17 protein-coding genes and 3 pseudogenes are annotated in these 19,439 nt (G+C 42.2%); 9 read left to right on the top strand and 11 right to left on the bottom strand.

From position 1 onward, the window contains the following. Window positions 1–760: 760 nt before the first annotated feature. From ACFE93_RS29080 to ACFE93_RS29060, 5 genes and pseudogenes are all read right to left on the bottom strand, one after another. A pseudogene (locus ACFE93_RS29080) lies at window positions 761–868 on the bottom strand (Red carotenoid-binding protein); the annotation flags it as partial. Window positions 869–1,107: 239 nt separating this feature from the next. After that, entirely contained in the window at window positions 1,108–2,637 is a 1,530-nt protein-coding gene (gene trpE, locus ACFE93_RS29075; RefSeq protein WP_375478677.1) for an anthranilate synthase component I, read from the bottom strand. A gap of 154 nt (window positions 2,638–2,791) precedes the next feature. Next, window positions 2,792–3,214 carry a photosystem I reaction center subunit II PsaD gene (locus tag ACFE93_RS29070; protein WP_375478675.1) on the bottom strand — a complete coding sequence of 141 codons (423 nt, stop codon included), beginning with the start codon at window positions 3,212–3,214 and terminating at the stop codon, window positions 2,792–2,794. Window positions 3,215–3,386: 172 nt separating this feature from the next. Next, window positions 3,387–5,396, bottom strand: coding sequence for a DICT sensory domain-containing protein (locus ACFE93_RS29065; protein ID WP_375478673.1), 2,010 nt, complete (start codon window positions 5,394–5,396; stop codon window positions 3,387–3,389). A gap of 212 nt (window positions 5,397–5,608) precedes the next feature. After that, the gene (locus ACFE93_RS29060) at window positions 5,609–5,764 is read right to left on the bottom strand and encodes a hypothetical protein (RefSeq protein ID WP_375478671.1); all 156 of its coding nucleotides are present in this window, start codon (window positions 5,762–5,764) and stop codon (window positions 5,609–5,611) included. 1,042 nt (window positions 5,765–6,806) lie between these two features. Here ACFE93_RS29060 and ACFE93_RS29055 point away from each other — a divergent pair. Continuing rightward, entirely contained in the window at window positions 6,807–9,098 is a 2,292-nt protein-coding gene (locus ACFE93_RS29055) for a glycogen debranching N-terminal domain-containing protein (RefSeq protein ID WP_375478669.1), read from the top strand. 116 nt (window positions 9,099–9,214) lie between these two features. On the opposite strand, the gene ACFE93_RS29050 is transcribed toward ACFE93_RS29055, so the two are convergent. The 4 genes from ACFE93_RS29050 to ACFE93_RS29035 all read right to left on the bottom strand — a co-directional run bounded on the left by ACFE93_RS29050 (window position 9,215) and on the right by ACFE93_RS29035 (window position 10,983). Further along, window positions 9,215–9,895: a hypothetical protein gene (locus ACFE93_RS29050; RefSeq protein ID WP_375478667.1), complete on the bottom strand. Its 681-nt coding sequence runs from the start codon at window positions 9,893–9,895 to the stop codon at window positions 9,215–9,217. Further along, the gene (locus ACFE93_RS29045; protein WP_375478665.1) at window positions 9,895–10,308 is read right to left on the bottom strand and encodes a RusA family crossover junction endodeoxyribonuclease; all 414 of its coding nucleotides are present in this window, start codon (window positions 10,306–10,308) and stop codon (window positions 9,895–9,897) included. The genes ACFE93_RS29050 and ACFE93_RS29045 overlap by 1 nt, the downstream gene beginning before the upstream one ends. A gap of 107 nt (window positions 10,309–10,415) precedes the next feature. Beyond that, window positions 10,416–10,712: a hypothetical protein gene (locus ACFE93_RS29040; protein ID WP_375478682.1), complete on the bottom strand. Its 297-nt coding sequence runs from the start codon at window positions 10,710–10,712 to the stop codon at window positions 10,416–10,418. Continuing rightward, a complete protein-coding gene (locus ACFE93_RS29035) occupies window positions 10,702–10,983 on the bottom strand; it encodes a BrnT family toxin (RefSeq protein WP_375478663.1) in 282 nt (93 codons plus the stop codon). Before ACFE93_RS29035 ends, ACFE93_RS29040 begins: the two co-directional genes overlap by 11 nt. A 404-nt stretch (window positions 10,984–11,387) precedes the next feature. On the opposite strand from ACFE93_RS29035, the gene ACFE93_RS29030 reads away from it, so the two are divergent. The 6 genes and pseudogenes from ACFE93_RS29030 (at window position 11,388) to ACFE93_RS29005 (ending at window position 15,439) form a co-directional block, all read left to right on the top strand. Next, complete coding sequence (locus ACFE93_RS29030; protein WP_375478661.1) at window positions 11,388–12,446, top strand: chlorophyll a/b binding light-harvesting protein; 1,059 nt, start codon at window positions 11,388–11,390, stop codon at window positions 12,444–12,446. Between the two features lie 83 nt (window positions 12,447–12,529). Then, window positions 12,530–14,053: a chlorophyll a/b binding light-harvesting protein gene (locus tag ACFE93_RS29025; protein WP_375478659.1), complete on the top strand. Its 1,524-nt coding sequence runs from the start codon at window positions 12,530–12,532 to the stop codon at window positions 14,051–14,053. Window positions 14,054–14,171: 118 nt separating this feature from the next. Beyond that, the gene (locus ACFE93_RS29020) at window positions 14,172–14,366 is read left to right on the top strand and encodes a hypothetical protein (protein ID WP_375478657.1); all 195 of its coding nucleotides are present in this window, start codon (window positions 14,172–14,174) and stop codon (window positions 14,364–14,366) included. 157 nt (window positions 14,367–14,523) lie between these two features. Next, a pseudogene (locus tag ACFE93_RS29015) lies at window positions 14,524–14,658 on the top strand (chlorophyll a/b binding light-harvesting protein); the annotation flags it as partial. 213 nt (window positions 14,659–14,871) lie between these two features. Next, window positions 14,872–15,147 (top strand): hypothetical protein, encoded by a 276-nt coding sequence (locus ACFE93_RS29010; protein ID WP_104905417.1) that lies wholly within the window; start codon window positions 14,872–14,874, stop codon window positions 15,145–15,147. 46 nt (window positions 15,148–15,193) lie between these two features. Further along, window positions 15,194–15,439: a hypothetical protein gene (locus ACFE93_RS29005; RefSeq protein WP_104905416.1), complete on the top strand. Its 246-nt coding sequence runs from the start codon at window positions 15,194–15,196 to the stop codon at window positions 15,437–15,439. A 351-nt stretch (window positions 15,440–15,790) separates the two neighbouring features. On the opposite strand, the gene ACFE93_RS29000 is transcribed toward ACFE93_RS29005, so the two are convergent. Together ACFE93_RS29000 and ACFE93_RS28995 are read right to left on the bottom strand one after the other, a co-directional pair. Next, window positions 15,791–16,117 (bottom strand): DUF2973 domain-containing protein, encoded by a 327-nt coding sequence (locus ACFE93_RS29000; RefSeq protein ID WP_375478654.1) that lies wholly within the window; start codon window positions 16,115–16,117, stop codon window positions 15,791–15,793. Between the two features lie 327 nt (window positions 16,118–16,444). Next, the gene (locus tag ACFE93_RS28995) at window positions 16,445–16,762 is read right to left on the bottom strand and encodes a DUF2605 domain-containing protein (protein WP_375478652.1); all 318 of its coding nucleotides are present in this window, start codon (window positions 16,760–16,762) and stop codon (window positions 16,445–16,447) included. A gap of 564 nt (window positions 16,763–17,326) precedes the next feature. Here ACFE93_RS28995 and thrS point away from each other — a divergent pair. Together thrS and ACFE93_RS28985 are read left to right on the top strand one after the other, a co-directional pair. Next, window positions 17,327–19,162 carry a threonine--tRNA ligase gene (thrS, locus tag ACFE93_RS28990; protein WP_375478680.1) on the top strand — a complete coding sequence of 612 codons (1,836 nt, stop codon included), beginning with the start codon at window positions 17,327–17,329 and terminating at the stop codon, window positions 19,160–19,162. Window positions 19,163–19,229: 67 nt separating this feature from the next. Continuing rightward, a pseudogene (locus ACFE93_RS28985) lies at window positions 19,230–19,439 on the top strand (hypothetical protein); the annotation flags it as partial.

Raw genomic sequence — 19,439 nt, 5'->3', positions numbered from 1 at the left:
TTTTACCAGTTTTAACCTCCGCTTTTTTCTGAGTTTGTGAGAAATTCGGGTTAATTGGTTGTAATCACTTGAAGATTGCATATCCCATTGTAATTCTGCTAGTAACAGTAAACTAACGGTCATAATTAGTCCCGTTGAGAGAAAACTTTGAAAAGAGGATGAAATTTCCAATTTCGTAGTTTAGACAGACTAGACCTTGAATATCTTGAAAATCTAGCTCTTGCTGTTTTTCACGCAGGAGCGGCTCCGAGGGATTGAAAAAAGTCATTGATAATCTATTACTCTTGGTAGATGAATAATTTATTACTCTATCAAAAGATATATTGTTATTTAAATATAAACAAGTAAAGAATAGTTGAGATGCTGTTAAGCGAGAAAGGTTCTAGAAGTCAATACTACTTTTTAAAATTTTGTATATTATAATACGTAAAAAAGTCCGTATTCGCTGAAAACTATTTAATAATCTTTTAAAAGAGCGCTGATGGAATCGGTTGTTTTCAATGGCGATCGCAGCATGAAGATACCAAAAAAGCCGTTATCAGTTTCTTTTGCTTAAGCGTGGTGAGGTAGCGATGTCTACGACGGGCTAGGCTTACTAGTCTGTCAAGTTTAAATGATGGGTAAGCAAGTTCGTAGTCAGGACTTTAGTCCTTGATTTTCTAAGCACTAAAGTGCTTACTACAAACTTTTCATTACTAGCTTAGACATCATACTACGCTCGTTTACTCATCCACGCTTAAGCAGCAACTAATCTAGTTCTCTATTTACGTACTAGCTTCAGCAGTTCTTTTGGAGAAGCCAGCAAGTCAATCGCTACAAAGAATATTTTGCCTTGGGGATCTAGCAAAAACCGCCATGCAATATTCATTAAAGTAAAACCTATGTAATTCAAAATAGAAGGGTATTGGTACATCAACTTTTAAAGTCTGGTCTGGATGCCTATATAGCAGATCGAACTGTTACTGTACTTATATCAAGCCCGGTTTTACAATTAAGTAACAAAAACCAGTGTGCAATTCATAAGTGCTGAATGCTGAGTGCTGAGTTAGGAGTTAAGAGTTAGGAGTTATTATTTTTCTCCGCAATTGCCAGTCCCCAGTCCCCACTTCAACGCAAACAACGAATCGCCTCTAATAGACCTCTAGCTTTATTCAGCGTCTCTTCGTATTCTTTCTCTGGCTCAGAATCAGCTACCAAACCTGCACCGGCTTGTACGCTCACTGTATTATCATGCACTACCATTGTGCGAATTGCGATCGCAGTATTTAATTGTCCTTCAAAATCGTAATATCCATACACACCCGAATAAACACCCCGACGACTAGACTCTAACTCGTGGATAATTTCCATCGCCCTAATCTTGGGTGCGCCGCTTACCGTACCTGCTGGGAAGGAAGCTTTCAATAAATCCCATGCTGTTTTACTAACTGTTAATTTCCCCACAACATTGCTAACAATGTGCATCACATGGGAGTAGCGTTCAACCACCATTAATTCATCGACTTTGACGCTACCACTTTGACAAACACGCCCCAAATCATTCCGCCCTAAATCTACAAGCATCACGTGTTCGGCAATTTCCTTCGGGTCTTGGAGTAAATCTTCAGCAAAGGCCGCATCTTCCTTAGTGGTTTTACCTCGTGGACGCGTCCCAGCAATTGGGCGTACCGTCGCTATTATTCCACCATCTGAATCGGTTTCAGCTTTCACCATCACTTCAGGACTGGAACCGATGATTTGCCAATCTTGGAAGTTAAAGTAAGCCATGTAAGGCGAAGGATTTATCTGACGTAGGGAGCGATAAAGGGCAAAAGGGTCGCCTGTGTATCCTGTTGATAGTCGCTGGGAAATTACTACTTGAAAAATATCACCTGCTTTAATGTAATCTTTCGCCTTCTCAACGCTGACACAAAAATCAGGGCGGGTAAAATTACTTTGATACTCCTCTGCGCCTCTGCTACCCTGCTCCTCTGCTTTTGTACTCCCTGGCGGTTTCCATTCCAATCGAGTTTTTTGTGGCGATAGGGGTAGAGACAGCTTTTCGAGCATTTGGGTGACGCGATCGCTAGCTTGTTGATATGCTACTTTGAAATCTACATTCGGGTCGCGTAAATCAGCATAAGCGATCGCCCAAATTTTCCGCTTCACCTGGTCAAAAATCAATAGGTGGTCTACCTGCATCCACAACCCATCAGGGATATTTCGCTCATCTGGTGGATAAATTGGCACACGCGGCTCAATCCACTGAATCAATTCATAGCCCCAAAACCCAAATAAACCGCCAATTCCTGGCGGTAGCTGTGGTAATTTCACTGGGTGATAAGGTGCTAAACATTCGGCTAAAGCTGTAAAAGGGTCGCCTGCAAAAACCACCTGCGAACCATCGCGGTTTTTCTGAGTCGTGCGATCGCCCCTTGCTTCCAAAACCCACACCGGATCGCAGCCTACTAAACTATAGCGTCCCAACTTTTCCCCACCTTCTATCGATTCCAACAAAAAGCTATAAGGCTGACCCGCACAAACTTTATACCAAGCAGATACGGGCGTGTCTAAGTCCGCCACCCATTCTTGATATACCGGGACGAAGTTGCCTTGTAGAGCTAGCTGAGAAAATTCGGAGAAATCGGGGAATACCATAAATTGCTTAGGAATGGGGCATTGGGTAAGGTGGGGCCCCTCTGGGGATAAGGGGTAATGGGGATTGGGGATTAGGGATTAGGGATTGGGTATCAGAAGGATTTCCCAGTTCCCAGTCCCCAGTTCCCAGTTCTCAGTCCCCAATCCCTAGTCCCTATACGTCGTGGGTAGCTTTACCACTAAACTTGAGTTGTGCTTGACTGGGGTTTTGCCCAATGCTGCGTGGGACATAACGCACTTTTTCACGACCTTCATTCACCTTTTCAGGGAAGACGCCATCGGCTGGGTGAAGTAAGGTAGTTTCTCCGTTGGGTAAAACCCGGTAAACTTTGTAATCTGTGATTTTGAGTTTACGGAGTTGCTGACCGCCCAAAAAGATGCCATATTCTTTACGAGCTACATACAGCAGGTTTTCACCTTTTTGCATAATAGCAGCACCACCTGTAGGCAATTCAAATACTTGCTCTTTCGGGCTAGTCCAAGTGATAGCGTACTTTTCTTCAACTTTTGCTTTATTTAGCAAACCACCAGTGCTGCCAGCAAATAGCGGGGTTTGTCCAGAGAGTGTTTCTGCCATAAAGATTGATTCTCTCAACGTTTTTAGGGAATCCTAACACCGCAACCAGGATCATATTGCGATCGCGTCATAGACTGTAACAGTTTTTAGTCATTTATCCTTTGTTCTTTGTCATTTGTTAAAAATTAATTCCCATACCTCATGCCCCATACCCCATGCCCAATACCCAGTTCTATTTATTCTTGACTTTTGTCCGCTTTTCCTCTTGGCTACTCCGAACAATCGGGATGGTGAAGTGAAACTGACTACCTTGGTCTTTACCAGTTGACTCTGCCCAAATTTGCCCACCCCAGCCATTAACAATTTGACGGCAAATTGCTAAACCAAGCCCAGTCCCGCCAGTGGTGCGGCGCAACGCTCCCTCTTCTTGATAGAAGCGGTCAAAAACTACTTCTAAACGATTTGGTTCAATGCCGCGTCCAGTGTCAGCTACAGTTACCTCGACCATTTGACGGCTGTTGTAAATCGCTTTAATCGTGATTTCTCCTTGGGGTGGCGTAAATTTCAAAGCATTGTCCATGAGTTTTGCCAGTACCTCGACTAGCCAATCACCGTCAGCTCTGACCAGAGGTAGATTTTCGGCAATTTGAGTCTTGATTTGGGGCGGCTTTTCCATTGAGGAACGCGTGCGATTTCGGCTGAGTGCTAAATCCACACATTCTTGTAAGGTGAGGGATTCTGGATGCCATTCCACTCGGCCGCTTTCCAAGTTGGAAAGTGTAAGGAAATCTTGTACCAGTTTTCGCATCCGTTCCGAGTCGGAAAGAGCGGTGTTGAGCATGACCTGCTGCAACTCCAAGGGCATATCCGGTTCGCTAGCAAGACTTTCCAGACACACTTGAATTGTGGATAGGGGGGTACGTAGTTCGTGTCCGGTGATGGCTATGAGGTTGCTGCGGGTGCGGTCTAGGGCTTCTAGTTGCTGGTTAAGTTCTTCTAGATTAGCGTAAGCTTCCGCTTGGATGAGAGCTGCTCCTACTTGGGTAGCGATCGCTTCTATCAAATCCAATTCGCCAGGTTGGCACTCGTGCGGTGGCATCTGGCAGTAGTGTAACTCCACAATCCCCAATAATCGCCCCTGATAGAACACTGGTTCCATCAGCCAAGAACGAATGGCAAACTTTTTGGCGATGGTGGAAAGTCCTGGCGATTTGGTAACGCGAGGGTCACTCAGCGTATCGCTGACACAAACACCTTCGCCTTGTTCCACAATGTCCCGAAATAGTGAATTTTTCTCTAACTCCCATGTTTGCCCACAAACAGATAAAACACCGGGAGTCAAAAACTCGTGTTCAATTATCGCTTGGCTATCTGTGGCTTGAGCGCGGTAAATTAAACACCGACAAGCTTCTAGGTGTTGCCCTAATTCTTGTGCCGCCACCTGGAGAACTTCGTGAGGATCGAGCGATCGCCGAATGGCAGTACTAATTGAGTTGACTAATCGTTCTTTTCGTGCTTGAGCAGCAATAGAACGGTAGGCTTTGTGCAATTTGTACTGACTAGCTTGCAAATAAGTTACTAAGCGCTGCACAAAGGGATCTGTATCAATGTCACAGGCATACTCGTTTACCTGTTCGGCTCCAGAGTGGTTTCGCGGCTCCCCGATGCCAAACCTCTGACGTGCCTGTTGAATTTTATTTGTCAGTTCTGGTCTGTAAACCAAAACCCTATCTAACAGCAATTCGGCTGCTTTGAGGCTAACTCCCCTTTCTGATGTCCAAATTCCCTCAAATCTTCGGGCTGTGTCTATATCTAGATTAGGGCTTAGTTCCGGTAGTTGCTTGTTTTTGGCAAGAGAACCAAGGTTTTCTCGGCAAACCAGACAAGTAGCATAATTGTCAGCGATCACTACCAAATGCCACTCCTGACTTAAGCCATCCGTTGGCTCAAAAGCCACTTTTTCGTAATGTTCCGAACTGTTCGTGAAATCCGTTTCTGGAGCAGATAATACGTATATTTGGTTACTCCGTAAGGCTAGTCGCAGGTAGCGATGAGCTTCTTGTCGGTAGAATCGCTCTCGCTGGAAACTAGCAATTACAAGGGGTTGTGCTAAAGTCGCAGCCAAAACTTGATCTTCCATCGCGTGGGAGAGCGCCGTTAGTGAAGCCTTAAAATATAGCTGGGGCCGCAAGTAGGGTAGGGACTTTAGCAGATCACTCAGCACAGAAGTCGAAATGCTCATGAATTATTGTTAAACGCTCAACCTCGATCAGATCCACGTCACAGCTGCATTGTACAAATTCCAAGGGACTCTCAAGTTAAATAGACAGCTGCAATATGTAAAGAACGCTAAAAAGCGCTTTTCGCCAAAGCAGTCGCAACACTTTGTTACCAACTAAGGGGCGTGGGTACACTTGATTTGTTGATTGACAACCTATTACGCCCAATATACATTCAGGGCAACTGATGCTTTTGCTTGCACAGGTAAAATCTTTCAGGAATAAGTACTAAAATATTAATTATTGTATGGTTTGAACTACTGTGTTCGCTAATAACCACAGACGATTGATTTACAGTCCATGCATCGGCAAAATCGCCTGTCGTAGACATCGCCTATTTTGCCGACGTTGATTTATGCTTGCTAAAGAAATTTTCTTACCCAAAAATCATGACTGTAAAATTCACATAACTTAATCAATAATTAGTGATTAAACTTAATCAATTAATTAATTAATTATCATAAATTAGTCTAATCAAATACCAAAGATATTTAAGACAAAATCGTATTCTAGTAAAGAATACGATTTTGTCTATGTCCAACAAAAACCGTAAGCTTCACATTTTCACTGAGTATACTATATACCTTGTGTCTTTGAAAGTTCAACGGCTAATAAATTATCTCAAAACCCTCAGTTTTAAGTCTTGACCTCACACTTATAAAATTAGGACTTACGCACTGTACAAATTTGTTATCTTGTGAATTAACGAAAATATGTCGTTTCAGGCTTTTATCAATCATTCTTTGATAAATAGCGATCGCCTAAAAAGTGTCGAAAAATAAAGGTTTAATGCCTGAAATCTATACCCCATCTTTAGTTTTTCCTGTCAATGCGTAAGTCCTAAAAATATAAATTTATCGACAAAGGCAGTTATTGCTGAGGAGAGTCTGCCTCCTACCTCCTTTAATAAGATTTACTTATGTTTATATGGATATGAGCGCTGCTATTTTGTCAGCAATATGTCAGGATTATTTTGGCTCGAATAGCTCAAACGAGTTTTAAAGAGCGTCTTTTTTCGGAAGTTGTGAGGATGAACAAGAAGCAGAGAGGATGGGGCAAAGAGAAAACCGCATATTTACAGAGGTTTTCAGGTATTTAGATCAAGACTAAGACAAGGAGTAGGGAGTAGTGTAGTTCAATTACTTGAAAAGCGCTGTAAAAGCAAGGCAAGATTGCTGATCTGACTCCGCACTTTCTGTCTCTCTACGATACACTGTCCTTTGTTTAAACTACGTGTCTCGACACAAATCTTTCTTTTTGCGACGCTCTGTCTCAAAGCAAAAGGGTATTTATTCTTTCCCTCTGCCTCTTGGGTAAGAGACTTCTACTCAAAAGACCACAAAAATATAGACCTGTACACGGAACTTTGTCTAATGACACCGGATACGCTAATCACCCCAGAAAAAATTTTTCTGGATGGAAAAACTTTTATTCCTGCCGAACAGTTACCGATCCCGGAGTGGCCTTGTGTTGTGGCTGAAAGATCGCAACCGACACTAACGGTTAAAGATGATGATTTATTTTTTGTGACAGATACTATCGGGAATATTTCTGGCTGTTCCATCAACGATGGCAATCCCAGTATGGGACTGTTTTGTTGTGATACGAGATTTCTAAATCGCTTGGAGTTGCAAATTGAAGGGCGATCGCCTGTACTCCTCAGTAGTACTGCCGAAAAAGGGTTTTCACTCTCAGTTTTGTGTACCAACCCTAGAATTGAGGAACGCCTAAAAGCCGAAACCGTAGGAATTCGCCGAGAAATCGTGCTGAATGGAGCATTATTTGAAGAAATAGAAATATCTAACTACAGCACAACTACTGTCAATTTTGAACTAACCATCAGCTTTGATGCGGATTTTCTTGATTTATTTGAAGTCCGGGGCTATGACAGAGAAAAACGAGGTCGGCTTTTACGCCTAGTAGAACCGACGACTGAGGAAGGAACATCTTCTCACATCGATGGTGTTGCACCAGTACCTAAAGAGCCATCTGCCTATAGAGAAGAATCCTTAACACTCGCCTATCAAGGTTTGGATGGCTCAGTGATGGAATCCCGGATTCTATTCCAGCATCGGCAACCAGACTATTTCAAAGGTTACACTGGGGTTTGGCAGCTAGAGTTGGCTTCTCACGAAACTCAAAAGCTGGGCTACCGAGTGAATATGTTGAGAAACAACCAGTCCAGTTCAACCGTGAGCGCCGCCACCACATTAGGACAGGCAAAAGCTGCTGAGTGGATGGAGGAGCAACACTGGGTACAACAAATTACCCGCATTAGCTCAGATAAGAGTACCTTCAATCGAGTGATTGAGCGGGCTGAACAAGATATGTATTTGTTGCGCCAGTCTTTTGGTAAGCATAAGACTGTTTCCGCTGGAGTACCCTGGTTTTCAACATTATTTGGGCGAGATTCGCTGATTACAGCTTCTCAAAGCCTGATGTTAAACTCGCAAATCGCTAAGGAAACTCTGATATTACTGGCGACATACCAAGGTAAAATCGATGACGAATGGCGCGAAGAAGAACCGGGTAAGATTTTGCACGAGTTACGTTTGGGAGAAATGGCTCGTTGTGAAGAAATTCCCCATACACCTTACTACGGTACAGTTGATGCCACTCCCTTGTGGCTGCTGCTTTATGCCGAACATTATGCTTGGACTAACGATCAAGAACTCCTAGAGCAACTTTGGCCCAATGCTCTAGCTGCAATGGAGTGGATCGATCGCAATACCAAAGAAACCAGCTACCTCAGCTACTTCCGTAGATCCAAACGCGGTCTTGTTAACCAAGGTTGGAAAGATTCCGGCGACTGTGTTGTAGACCGCAAGGGAGAATTAGCCAACGGCCCAATTGCCCTCTGTGAGGTGCAAGCTTACGTCTATGCTGCAAAAATGCGTCTAGCAGAAATAGCTAGGATGAAGAAGCGGCTTGATTTGGCAGATCGTTGGCAAGAAGAGGCGAGAAATCTTAAGGTTCGTTTTAATCGAGATTTTTGGGTAGAAGATCAAGATTTCTGCGCCCTGGCTTTGGATGGAGATGGTAAGCCAGTAGACAGTATTACCTCAAATCCTGGTCATTGTCTGCATTTGGGACTCTTCACAGACGAAAAAGCTCATAGTGTAGCAGAACGGTTGCGGGCACCAGATATGTTTAATGGTTGGGGCATTCGGACTCTAAGTAGTTTGTCACCCGCTTATAATCCGATGGGTTATCACATTGGTTCGGTTTGGCCTCATGATAACGCTCTGATTGCAATGGGATTGCGATCGCTCGGTCTTATCGATCAAGCCCTAGAAATATTCCAAGGTTTATTCGATATGACTCAGCAGCAACCCTATCAACGTCCTCCAGAACTTTTCTGCGGCTACGAACGCAACGGTGATAATGCCCCTGTGCAGTATCCAGTTGCCTGCACTCCCCAAGCTTGGGCTACTGGTAGTATTTTCCAACTACTGCAAATGATGGTCAACTTGGTGCCTGACGCTCAAAATAACTGCTTGCGAATAATCGACCCGGCTTTGCCAGAATCGATTAATCGCCTATCATTTCATAATTTGCGAGTCGGCCCCACCATCCTCGATTTGGAATTTGAGCGTTCTGGGACTACGACTGCTTGTCGCGTTGCGAAAAAACGGGGTAATTTACGGGTAGTTATTGAAGCTTAGAGAGAGAGTAGGGAGTAGGGAATTTACCACTCCCTATTTTAGGCTGATATGCTTGGTGCGTAGGCATAGTCCGTCGTAGACATCGCGCAGTGCTATCCACTTCAACCAACGCAGTGTTAGCCTGCTTCATCGCCAGTGTGTAGAGTTCTCAAGAGTTGTTCTGTAAGCTCGATCAATTCATATACAGAATTTGGCGTAATTTGTGTAGTTTTGAAGCCATGAGCAATGGAATTACGTAATGGGAGTGCATTCATTAGTAACTGATACTCAGATTTTGAAATTACACCTTCAGTTGCTAATTGCTTTACTAAGTAGCGTGGATCAAATCTTTGTAAACTTAGCTCTTCCTTTTGGGCAATAAGTCTCAAAGTTGCTTCTACTAAAGACCAAGAAGATAAGAGAGCTAATTCTGGATGTTGCGTTGTAAGTTGCCTTGCTACTTGCAGATGTGATTCTATTTCATGTTCTTGAAGAGAAGCCTCTGCTTTGGGAGAATAGGTTGTATCCTCTGGGTTGGTCATTACTAATTCAAATCTCCAACCAGGATGTTTTTCTACCGCTTGAGCTAAATTACCTAAGTATTGATTAGAAGAAGAGTTAAGTGAGGAGCGTGACTTGACTTCAATAACTACATTATCTTCTCCCCGACGTACTATCATGTCAGGGCGATAGTTATTAAGGAAGTCAGGCAAATCTTCTGGATTTGGATGAAAAAAAACTTCGTATCCCTTCTCCCTATACTCATCTGCTAGTTTTAGTAATCGTTCTCTTTCTAAGTTTGCGGTTGGAGTTTCCATCAAGTAAGTACCTCCTGGTTAGGAGCATCAATTACGACAATATGTAAGAACTCATTGCCACGGGCAAAGCCTTCCGCCAATGTCGAGGTCATATTTTCTATTCTAAAGTTACCTGACAAATTCCTTTTTCTAACTACGAGATCGCTTACTTGGTTATCATCAACGTAGGCTAATCCTTTAATTGCATCTTGAATAGGTTTCACTATATTGTCCACATCTATTTGAACAGAATCATAGAAATAGGTTATCTGGAGCATAACCAACCCAGTAGCTGTTTTTTGTTCCGAAGACCAGTATTTTTCAGCCTCTTGTCGCACTGTCTTTTTCCAATCTTGAAGCCGATTGCCCTTACCGCGCTTACAAGCCTGTTGTGATACTGGTGGCCCATCTACTATGAACTCAAATCTGGTCAATGCACTTTTAAATAATAGATCAAAGTTTATTTTATACTAGTAACCTAGAACACAAGCAGATAACTCTCACTACTCAGCTGGATTTAGCTTTTCTCTTACTGCCATTACTAACTGTTGCTGTGTTGCCCAGTAGCTTCGCTGAGTGCTTCACGAATTATCTCATCACTCACACCATGCCGTTTCAGGCTGGCAATCAATGTAGAAACAGTATCACCCTCAAGTCGCTCAAGATCAGATCGAAGTCCTTGTCCGATGTAAGCACGAACTAATGGCTGATAACCAGAAAACCCTAATAATGGTGCTACTCGCTTCAAATCCTCAATCACATCTTCGGGAATACGAATTGTAATTGTTATCATTGGACGATTTTTATCGAGTCGCTTTCTTAAATCTTCAGCTTTCATAGTATTCACGTTCCTTGCGCGTCGCTTTCCGAGCCGATATGATCCGAATCATGTCCTTTTCACGCTCAATGTAGACGACGTACAGAAGATTCCATCGTCTGTCCAAGCCAATCACAGCATCCCGCTCCTCATCATTGCGGCTTGCATCAACCACCACTAGAAACGGATCGAAGAAAGCTTCTACGGCTTGCTGAAATGTTATGCCGTCATGATTACTAGGATTAATCCGAGCTTTCTCCTCGTTCCAAAGGAAGGTGACACCATTAAGCATGAAAAATACATCTATACCTCATAGTCTAGGCAAGATGTATTTACGTTGTCAATACGTTTTTTTGTAAAAGTTTACAATTACAATTCAACGCTGAATCTTGATGTGTGCCAGAACCTTGCAATGTTTACCTGTTTGTTGTCTTCCTCAACCCAATAAATAATACGATAGGCACTTTAAGCACTATTACTTATTGACAAATTATCCATAATGTCAGGAGTCACTGATAGGGTTTGGGGGAATCTTCCAGAGTCAAATATCATTAACACCAAACTTATTGAAATGTAATTAATTTTTCATTTGCATTCAAAATTATTAATGAGACTTTCTTTTATTAATTTAGATTTTAGTGTAGACTTTTTTCTAAGTCTATTGAATAATATTCTCAATAGAAGGATGGATGTAAAATGACAACTTCTACAAGTCCGCTGTCGGTGGAGCAAGACCTTACCGACTCGCCTTCGTGGGCAGGTAACGCCAGACTCACCAGTTTATCAGGGAAATTACTAGGCGCTCACGTCGCTCATTCTGGTCTGATCGTTTTCTGGGCAGGAGCTATGACTTTATTTGAGCTAGCCCACTTTAATCCAGCAGAACCGATGTACTCGCAAGGCTTAATTTTGCTACCTCATCTAGCTACTCAAGGTTGGGGTGTTGGTGCAAATGGTGCAGTTGTGGATACTTATCCCTACTTTGTAATTGGAGCTTTGCATCTAATTTCCTCAGCTTTTTTGGGTTTTGGAGGAATCTTTCATTCCCTGCGTGGCCCAGAAAAATTGGAGGGTAAAGTTCCTTTCTTTGGCTACGACTGGTCAGACACGGGTAAAATGACCACAATCCTTGGTATACATCTGGTTTTACTAGGTTGTGGTGCATTATTGTTAGTCGCCAAAGCAATGTACTTTGGCGGTTTGTACGACCCAAATGTTGAAAATGTGCGGGTAATTACAAATCCGACATTAAACCCAGCCGTCATTTTTGGTTATCTGTTTGGCGCAATTAGGAAATTCTGGATTGCTGGCGTTGACAACCTAGAAGACGTGGTTGGTGGACATATTTGGGTTGGTGCAATGTTGATTATTGGTGGACTTTTCCACATAGCTACTAAGCCCTTTAGTTGGACGCATCCACTATTTGTTTGGTCTGGAGAAGCTTACCTTTCTTACAGTCTGGGCGCTTTGGCACTGATGGGTTTTATTGCAACTCTGTTTGTATCGGTAAACACCACTGTTTATCCTGAAGTTTTTTATGGGCCGGCGCTTGTAGTTAGACAGAATATCGTGCCGTACTTTTCATCACCTGACCCTGACCTTGTAACTGCCCGGACTTGGTTAGCTAATGCCCATTTTTGGTTAGCTTTCTTCTTGCTCCAAGGTCATATCTGGCACGCCTTGCGGGCGCGTGGGTTCGATTTTCGCAAAGGTAGGGTGAGTCAGGAAGCGGTAATTCCGCAACCAATTAGCTAAATTCCAGTTAATGCAAGATATTTGCAATTATCTGGAAGTAGAACCTCAACAAAATTGCTAAAAATTCTCAAGGAGTACTATAAATGACAGCAGTAATTGAAGATAGCCCATATAAGCAACAGATACCTGATGTTGGTTGGTGGGCTGGTAACTTTCGTCTCACTAATTTATCAGGAAAATTACTAGGCGCTCATGTTGCCCATTCTGCATTGATTTTGTTATGGGCTGGAGGGATGACGCTGTTTGAACTGTCGCGCTTCAACCCTAATGAGCCAATGTATGAGCAAGGGTTAATCATACTGCCTCATCTAGCGACTCTAGGTTTGGGTGTCGGTGCTGGTGGGCAAGTTATTAGTACCTATCCCTACTTTGTAATCAGCGTCTTACATCTGATACCTTCAGTGATTCTGGCAGCTGGTGGTATTTACCACTCTCTGCTAGGGCCAGAGGTGTTACAAGATAATCCCACTTGGGCTGGCTTTTTTGGCTATGACTGGAAAGATAAGGACAAGATGACTACCATCTTGGGCATTCACCTAACGCTTTTAGGTTTAGGTGCTTTGACTTTAGTTGCTAAGGCGATGTTTTGGGGTGGACTGTTTGATCCTTGGGTAGCTGGCGGTGGAGATGTCAGGATAATCAATCATCCGACACTTAATCCGTTCCGTATTTTTGGCTACCTATTTGGGGCTTGGGGACCAGAGGGATTGGCTGCTGTTGATAACTTAGAAGATGTTGTTGGCGGTCACATCTGGGTTGGTTTGATGTTAATTGGCGGTGGTATTTTCCACATCTTGACTAAGCCATTTGCTTGGGCACGCCGAATTTTGATTTACTCAGGGGAAGCATATTTATCTTACAGCATTGGTGCTGTAGCATACATGGGCTTTTTAGCAGCATACTTTGCTTCAGTCAATAACACCGTCTATCCCGAAGTTTTTTATGGCCCAGTTAAAGCTATAGAAACTTCTGCTGGTATAGTTTCTGCTCGTGGTTGGTTGGTAACTTTCCATTTTGTCCTAGCGCTGATGTTTCTGTTAGGTCACATTTGGCACGCTCTCCGCGCTCGTGCGATCGCAGGCGGATTTGATTTTAAAAATGGTGATATGGTTCAGCCTCCACGTGTAGAGCGCCAAACGAGGAATCAAGTAACCGTAGTCAATTCTTCTGATCTGACGCTGAAGTTTCTCAAATACTTGCCAATTTACCGCCCTGGTATATCTGCTTTGTGGCGGGGATTAGAAATTGGCATGGCTCATGGTTACTGGCTAGTTGGCCCCTTTGCGACATTAGGTTCATTAGGTTTATTACGCAATTCTAATGTGGGCAGCTTGGTTGGTTTACTAGCCACAGGCAGTTTGATTATCATCCTGACAATTGGTTTTTCGCTTTATGGCACTACTAGCTACGAAAGACAACAGGAAATCTATTCACGATCGGTTTCGGTTGCAACAGTTGCCAAAGTTCCACAGAGCATCAATACTGTCGCCGAATGGAGTCAATTTACTGAGGGCTTTTTGATTGGTGGAATTGGTGGAGCAATCTTCGCTTATCTGCTATTAACTAGTATTGCTTTATTCGGTGCGATCGCAATCAACTCGATTTAATCATCTAGTGATTTAGTACCCATGATAGTAAAGACGTAGCATTCTACGTCTTTACTATAAATTAGAGCAAGACTTAGATTGTTCGCTCTCGCCTCACTCGTTGTTTAAACGGCTATACGTGCCGAGCTATCCTGTACCTTTACCTTTAATGGTTTGTGGTAGCACTGACGATATCATCGCAGAATGTGAGGTTCTGCAAGGATGGCGACCTTATTTAATGGAAGGCGATTGCTGTTGGGAATATCAACAAGGACAGCATTTTTTTCACTTCTTTCAACCGACTCTTGTAGCAAAACAGATTCTCGATTTCTGACAATTTCCACATCATTCAGATTCAGTTTATTCAAGTCTAAAAGTTTAAGCTATCTCCACCTGTAAAAGACGACTTTATCTGCTGATGCAACATTCAACGGCTGAAATTAAGTCCTGATTGAATCAGTATTTATATCAATAAACCCACCTAGTAAGAAATGCATACATACGGCAATCCTAATGTCAAATTTGATTGGTGGGTTGGTAACGCCTGCTTTGCCAACCTCGCTGGCTTATTTATCAGCGCTCATGTAGCACAAGCAGTCCTGATGACTTTCTGGACTAAGTTCTTCCTTGATGTATTGGCGTTCACTAAGTTTGGCATTCTTGGCGCTCATTGCGTCAAGTTAATAATTAGATTGCTTAGGCAATGACATATTGATTTATGTCTACCTACTGACTCAGTTAATTTAGTTTCACTCAACACCAGCTAAATAATATTTCATGCCTGCGGTTAAAAGCAGTTGACTGCGGGCACTTTTTTCTAATCTTTAGGAGGATAACTTATGCTGGCTACAATTTTTTGTGCTTCATTTGCTTGGGCCACTTTGATTTTCTTTATTTTGAGTATCTGGTTTACCTTAAAACAAGGGATAAATCATTTAAAAAAGCTACATGAAATTCCTTGTCATGCTTGTGAATATTTCACTAATGACTATCGCCTTAAGTGTACTGTACATCCAATTAAAGCTTGTTCTGAGGAAGCGTTCGGCTGTCTTGACTTTAAACCTCAAACTTCTTTCTGTAATGCTTGTCAAAAGGGTCGGCAAAAGCTTTGTTAAAATTTTCCAATTAGATAATTTCTAATCCGTAATACTCTAAATACTTATGAACCGACAATCTGATTTGCTATCCGAACTATGCGATTTTCTATATCCTCGTAGTCCATATTATGGACAATTTAAACCAGAGTATCTAGTATTTAACGCTAATCTTCAAGATTTTTCTCAACGGGTAAACTACATTTGCAGCCTCCAAACTAGTGGTAAACTTTCCCCAGAAGAGGCTTACAAACAAATTCATATCCTCTGGAGACAGTTGAAAAGTGCCAAAAAAGAATTGAAAATTCGTTAAATAGAAACAGTATTACCCTCAAGTTGCTCAATATCGTCTCTGAGTCTTTGTTTCGATACAAGCACTGACTAATGGCTGATAACCAGAAAATCCTAACAACAGCGCTACTCGTTTCAAATCCTCAATCACATCTTCAAGAATGAAAATTGTATCTGCCTGCGATCGCAGTCCTTACAATGATGAGTTCAATCGTCCACAAATTAAGTATTTTTAACAAAATGCAATAAATCTACATTCACTCTTCTTGATATGGGAATAAATTTCTGCTAATCAAAGTGTTGAGGATGTAAAAACAACAATAATTTACACCCAAACTACTAACAGACGCGATTAATCGCGTCTCCAACTTTGTTATGCTTCTTCGGAATTTTCTCTTTTCTGTCCTGGGGATGCTTCGTAAAGTGCATCAAGATGTTGACGCGCATCTTCAACGTTAATCGAACGCATTACCAAAAGTGGCTCTTTAATTAAGTTTCCAGCGTTATCTAATAACTCTGGATGGGGTACAAACTGTTTTTTAGATGAATAACCATAGTTGCCTTGGTTACTCATTGATGAGGAATTTGTCGGGTAAGTTCGCTCCCGATCAAAACTGAACATAATCAGGTTACGAATTAAGTTGCCAACAGCTATAAATGCAAGGATTGTAAAAGCAAGAATGTAAAGCAGATGTAACATTGTATTTTCCTCCAGAACAGCAAATTTTTAAAATTTTATTTTGTAACACTTTGTTTCGCCGATACTGTGACTCACAGTTGAGACGAGCATTCTAGGCACTTTTCATGCGCTTACATTTATATGGAGCTATTTGTCAACCGTTATTTTACTTAACGGTAGCATAGGATACATTCTTTTGTTAATCAAGATAATGTTAAGAAATTGTTAAGAATTTTCTACTATCTTTTTAACGACTAATTTACCATCTTGCGTAGACGCTTTTTTGGTAAGTCAAGAGACATAGTGTAAGTAGTTTGCCGAAATTTGGCAGATGCTCCCAAGCGTTGCTTAGACTTCACGTTCTTGACGAAAGCGCATTGCGACATTCCAGCATTCTGTTACTAATTCATGCCAAGGCATTAACGTTGCCATATCAATGCCGACTTGTTTATCCGTTGCATTAAATAGCATCTTCGCCGTATTTAATTCATCCTGCGCTTGCTTGACGCGTAAGAGCAAGTCAGATTGCTCTTGGTCGCTCATAAATGATAGTTCCTCAGTTTCGAGTAAATGGCGCGATCGCGTAAACCAATGCTGAAAATCTTCCAGCAGCGGATCTAAAACCGTTTTCAGCAACTCAGTCCCTGGTAAATTTGAGTCTGACATAAATAAGAGGTATATTTCAAACTTGCTTACTAATATTAACGTTATTTACGTTTCTTAACATTTTTTTGATTCCTCTCATAATTCTCGGATATAAAAATTTGTAACAAATAACACAAATTTAATTATATAGTCTTGATATCTGGTTTGTACAGTGCCTTTGGACAGGCATCTATAGGTATATATGACATCGAGTTGCAATTCATAAGAAAATTTAGTGATGTCTACGACGGGCTACGCCTACGCAGGCAATCCTGAATTTGACACTCAGGTAAAAAAGCAAAAATTTATCTTTGGATTGAAGAAGAATTCAGGACTCAGAATCAAAATAGTGGGGAATTCAAACCCGCCACCTAGAAACACCATTAAAGAAAATATATTTAGCGGAGTCTTAAACCCCTTTATTTATTACGCCAGTCGAATTCAAATTTATTTTGACTTGTGACTATTGTGAATTCTTTGTTGATAAAGCTTAACTGGCAAAAACCAAAGTCGTTATAGTTGAATAAGCCTACAGATTTAGATAAATCACCTTTTGTAATCACTTCGCCAACGGTTCAGCAGCCAATGTCGCTAAAATCATCGAATCAGTCCGAACAGTCAGAACAAGTTGAAAAAATTTATTTACCGCGTACCAGCGAATCGGAGAACTTAAAAAAGATTCGCCACACTGCTTCCCATGTTATGGCAATGGCAGTACAAAAGCTGTTTCCCAAGGCACAAGTTACAATCGGCCCTTGGATTGAAAACGGTTTTTACTACGACTTCGATAATCCAGAACCATTTAGCGAAAACGATCTTAAAGCCATCAAGAAAGAGATGGCGAAGATTATCAATCGTAAATTGCCAGTAATTCGGGAAGAAGTCAGCCGCGAAGAAGCCGAACGCCGGATTCAAGGAATTAATGAACCTTACAAGCTAGAAATTCTGGGAGATATCAAAAACGAACCAATTACGATTTACCATCTGGGGAATGAATGGTGGGATTTGTGTGCGGGGCCTCATCTGGAAAATACTAGTGAATTAAACCCGAAAGCAGTTGAACTAGAAAGCGTTGCTGGCGCTTATTGGCGTGGGGATGAAACCAAAGCCCAACTACAACGCATCTATGCCACCGCTTGGGAAAGTCCAGAACAACTCACTGAATATAAGCGACGTAAAGAAGAAGCGCTACGGCGAGATCACCGGAAACTGGGTAAGGAACTAGGATTATTTATATTTTCCGATCTAGTAGGGCCGGGTTTACCTTTATGGACACCTAAAGGTACTTTGTTGCGGAGTACTTTAGAAGACTTCCTCAAGCAAGAACAGATCAAACGTGGCTACCAGCAGGTTGTCACCCCTCACATTGGCAGAGTGGATTTATTTAAAACCTCTGGACACTGGCAGAAATATAAAGACGATCTGTTCCCAATGATGGCAGAAAACTCAGAAGCTGCTGCACAGGATCAAGGCTTTGTTCTCAAAGCCATGAATTGCCCCTTTCATATCCAAATATATAAAAGTGAGTTGCGTTCCTATCGGGACTTACCGATGCGGCTTGCAGAATTTGGTACTGTTTACCGCTACGAACAATCAGGGGAATTGGGCGGTTTAACACGGGTGCGGGGTTTTACTCAAGATGATGCCCACATATTTGTCACCCCAGAACAGTTAGACAGCGAATTCCTCAAGGTAGTCGATCTAATATTGTCAGTGATTAAGACTTTGCAATTGGGGAATTTCAAAGCACGACTGAGTTTCCGCGATCCAGCTAGTGATAAATATATTGGTTCTGATGAAGCTTGGAACCAGGCTGAGAATGCTATTCGCCGTGCAGTTGAAACCTTGGGGATGGAACATTTTGAAGGAATTGGAGAAGCAGCTTTTTATGGGCCGAAACTAGATTTTATTGTTAGTGATGCTCTAGAACGGGAGTGGCAATTAGGAACTGTACAAGTAGATTACATTTTGCCAGAACGCTTTGATTTAGAGTACGTTGCCGAAGATGGTGTTCGCAAACGTCCAGTGATGATTCACCGTGCGCCTTTTGGTTCACTGGAACGGCTAATTGGGATCTTAATTGAAGAATATGCGGGTGATTTTCCTTTGTGGTTAGCACCAGTGCAAGCTAGATTACTCCCAGTGGGTGATACACAGCTAGACTTTGCTAAAGATGTAGTTGCGAAAATGAGAGCATTGGGCATCCGTGCAGAAGTTGATACCAGTGGCGATCGCTTGGGTAAACAGATTCGCAATGCAGAGAAAGAAAAAATACCCGTGATGGCTGTGGTGGGAGCTAAGGAAGTGGAAACCAACACCTTAAGTATCCGTACCCGCGCCTCTGGAGAATTGGGAGTTATACCTGTCGATGAGGTGGTGGATAAGATGAAGGATGCGATCGCTAAGTTCGAGAATTTCTAAAATCTAACCGCAGACGCACACTAATCATAATTGGTGTGCGTTTTGTCTAGTAGGGCACTGAGGCTGATTGCGATCCGATCGTCGGCTAGCTGGTAGGTTTTGGCAAAGGTGCGATGTCTACGACGAGTTTCGCTTACGTAACGTATTTAATATCAAAGACTCATTAATGGAGTTCAAAGGCTCATTAATGGAGTTCAAAGGCTCATTAATGGAGTTCAAAGACTCATTAATGGAGTTCAAAGACTCATTAATGGAGTTCAAAGACTCATTAATGGAG

Origin of the sequence: uncultured Nostoc sp., from assembly GCF_964247315.1 — a bacterium.
Taxonomy (GTDB): domain Bacteria; phylum Cyanobacteriota; class Cyanobacteriia; order Cyanobacteriales; family Nostocaceae; genus Nostoc.
This window is presented reverse-complemented; position numbering and strand designations above follow the sequence as displayed.

Bases quoted from the DNA above. Each gene is read 5' to 3' on its own strand.
- trpE (WP_375478677.1), bottom strand. From the start codon at position 2,637: ATGGTATTCCCCGATTTCTCCGAATTTTCTCAGCTAGCTCTACAAGGC.
- ACFE93_RS29070 (WP_375478675.1), bottom strand. From the start codon at position 3,214: ATGGCAGAAACACTCTCTGGACAAACCCCGCTATTTGCTGGCAGCACT.
- ACFE93_RS29065 (WP_375478673.1), bottom strand. From the start codon at position 5,396: ATGAGCATTTCGACTTCTGTGCTGAGTGATCTGCTAAAGTCCCTACCC.
- ACFE93_RS29060 (WP_375478671.1), bottom strand. From the start codon at position 5,764: ATGTCTACGACAGGCGATTTTGCCGATGCATGGACTGTAAATCAATCG.
- ACFE93_RS29055 (WP_375478669.1), top strand. From the start codon at position 6,807: ATGACACCGGATACGCTAATCACCCCAGAAAAAATTTTTCTGGATGGA.
- ACFE93_RS29050 (WP_375478667.1), bottom strand. From the start codon at position 9,895: ATGGAAACTCCAACCGCAAACTTAGAAAGAGAACGATTACTAAAACTA.
- ACFE93_RS29040 (WP_375478682.1), bottom strand. From the start codon at position 10,712: ATGAAAGCTGAAGATTTAAGAAAGCGACTCGATAAAAATCGTCCAATG.
- ACFE93_RS29035 (WP_375478663.1), bottom strand. From the start codon at position 10,983: ATGCTTAATGGTGTCACCTTCCTTTGGAACGAGGAGAAAGCTCGGATT.
- ACFE93_RS29030 (WP_375478661.1), top strand. From the start codon at position 11,388: ATGACAACTTCTACAAGTCCGCTGTCGGTGGAGCAAGACCTTACCGAC.
- ACFE93_RS29025 (WP_375478659.1), top strand. From the start codon at position 12,530: ATGACAGCAGTAATTGAAGATAGCCCATATAAGCAACAGATACCTGAT.
- ACFE93_RS29010 (WP_104905417.1), top strand. From the start codon at position 14,872: ATGCTGGCTACAATTTTTTGTGCTTCATTTGCTTGGGCCACTTTGATT.
- ACFE93_RS29005 (WP_104905416.1), top strand. From the start codon at position 15,194: ATGAACCGACAATCTGATTTGCTATCCGAACTATGCGATTTTCTATAT.
- ACFE93_RS29000 (WP_375478654.1), bottom strand. From the start codon at position 16,117: ATGTTACATCTGCTTTACATTCTTGCTTTTACAATCCTTGCATTTATA.
- ACFE93_RS28995 (WP_375478652.1), bottom strand. From the start codon at position 16,762: ATGTCAGACTCAAATTTACCAGGGACTGAGTTGCTGAAAACGGTTTTA.
- thrS (WP_375478680.1), top strand. From the start codon at position 17,327: ATGTCGCTAAAATCATCGAATCAGTCCGAACAGTCAGAACAAGTTGAA.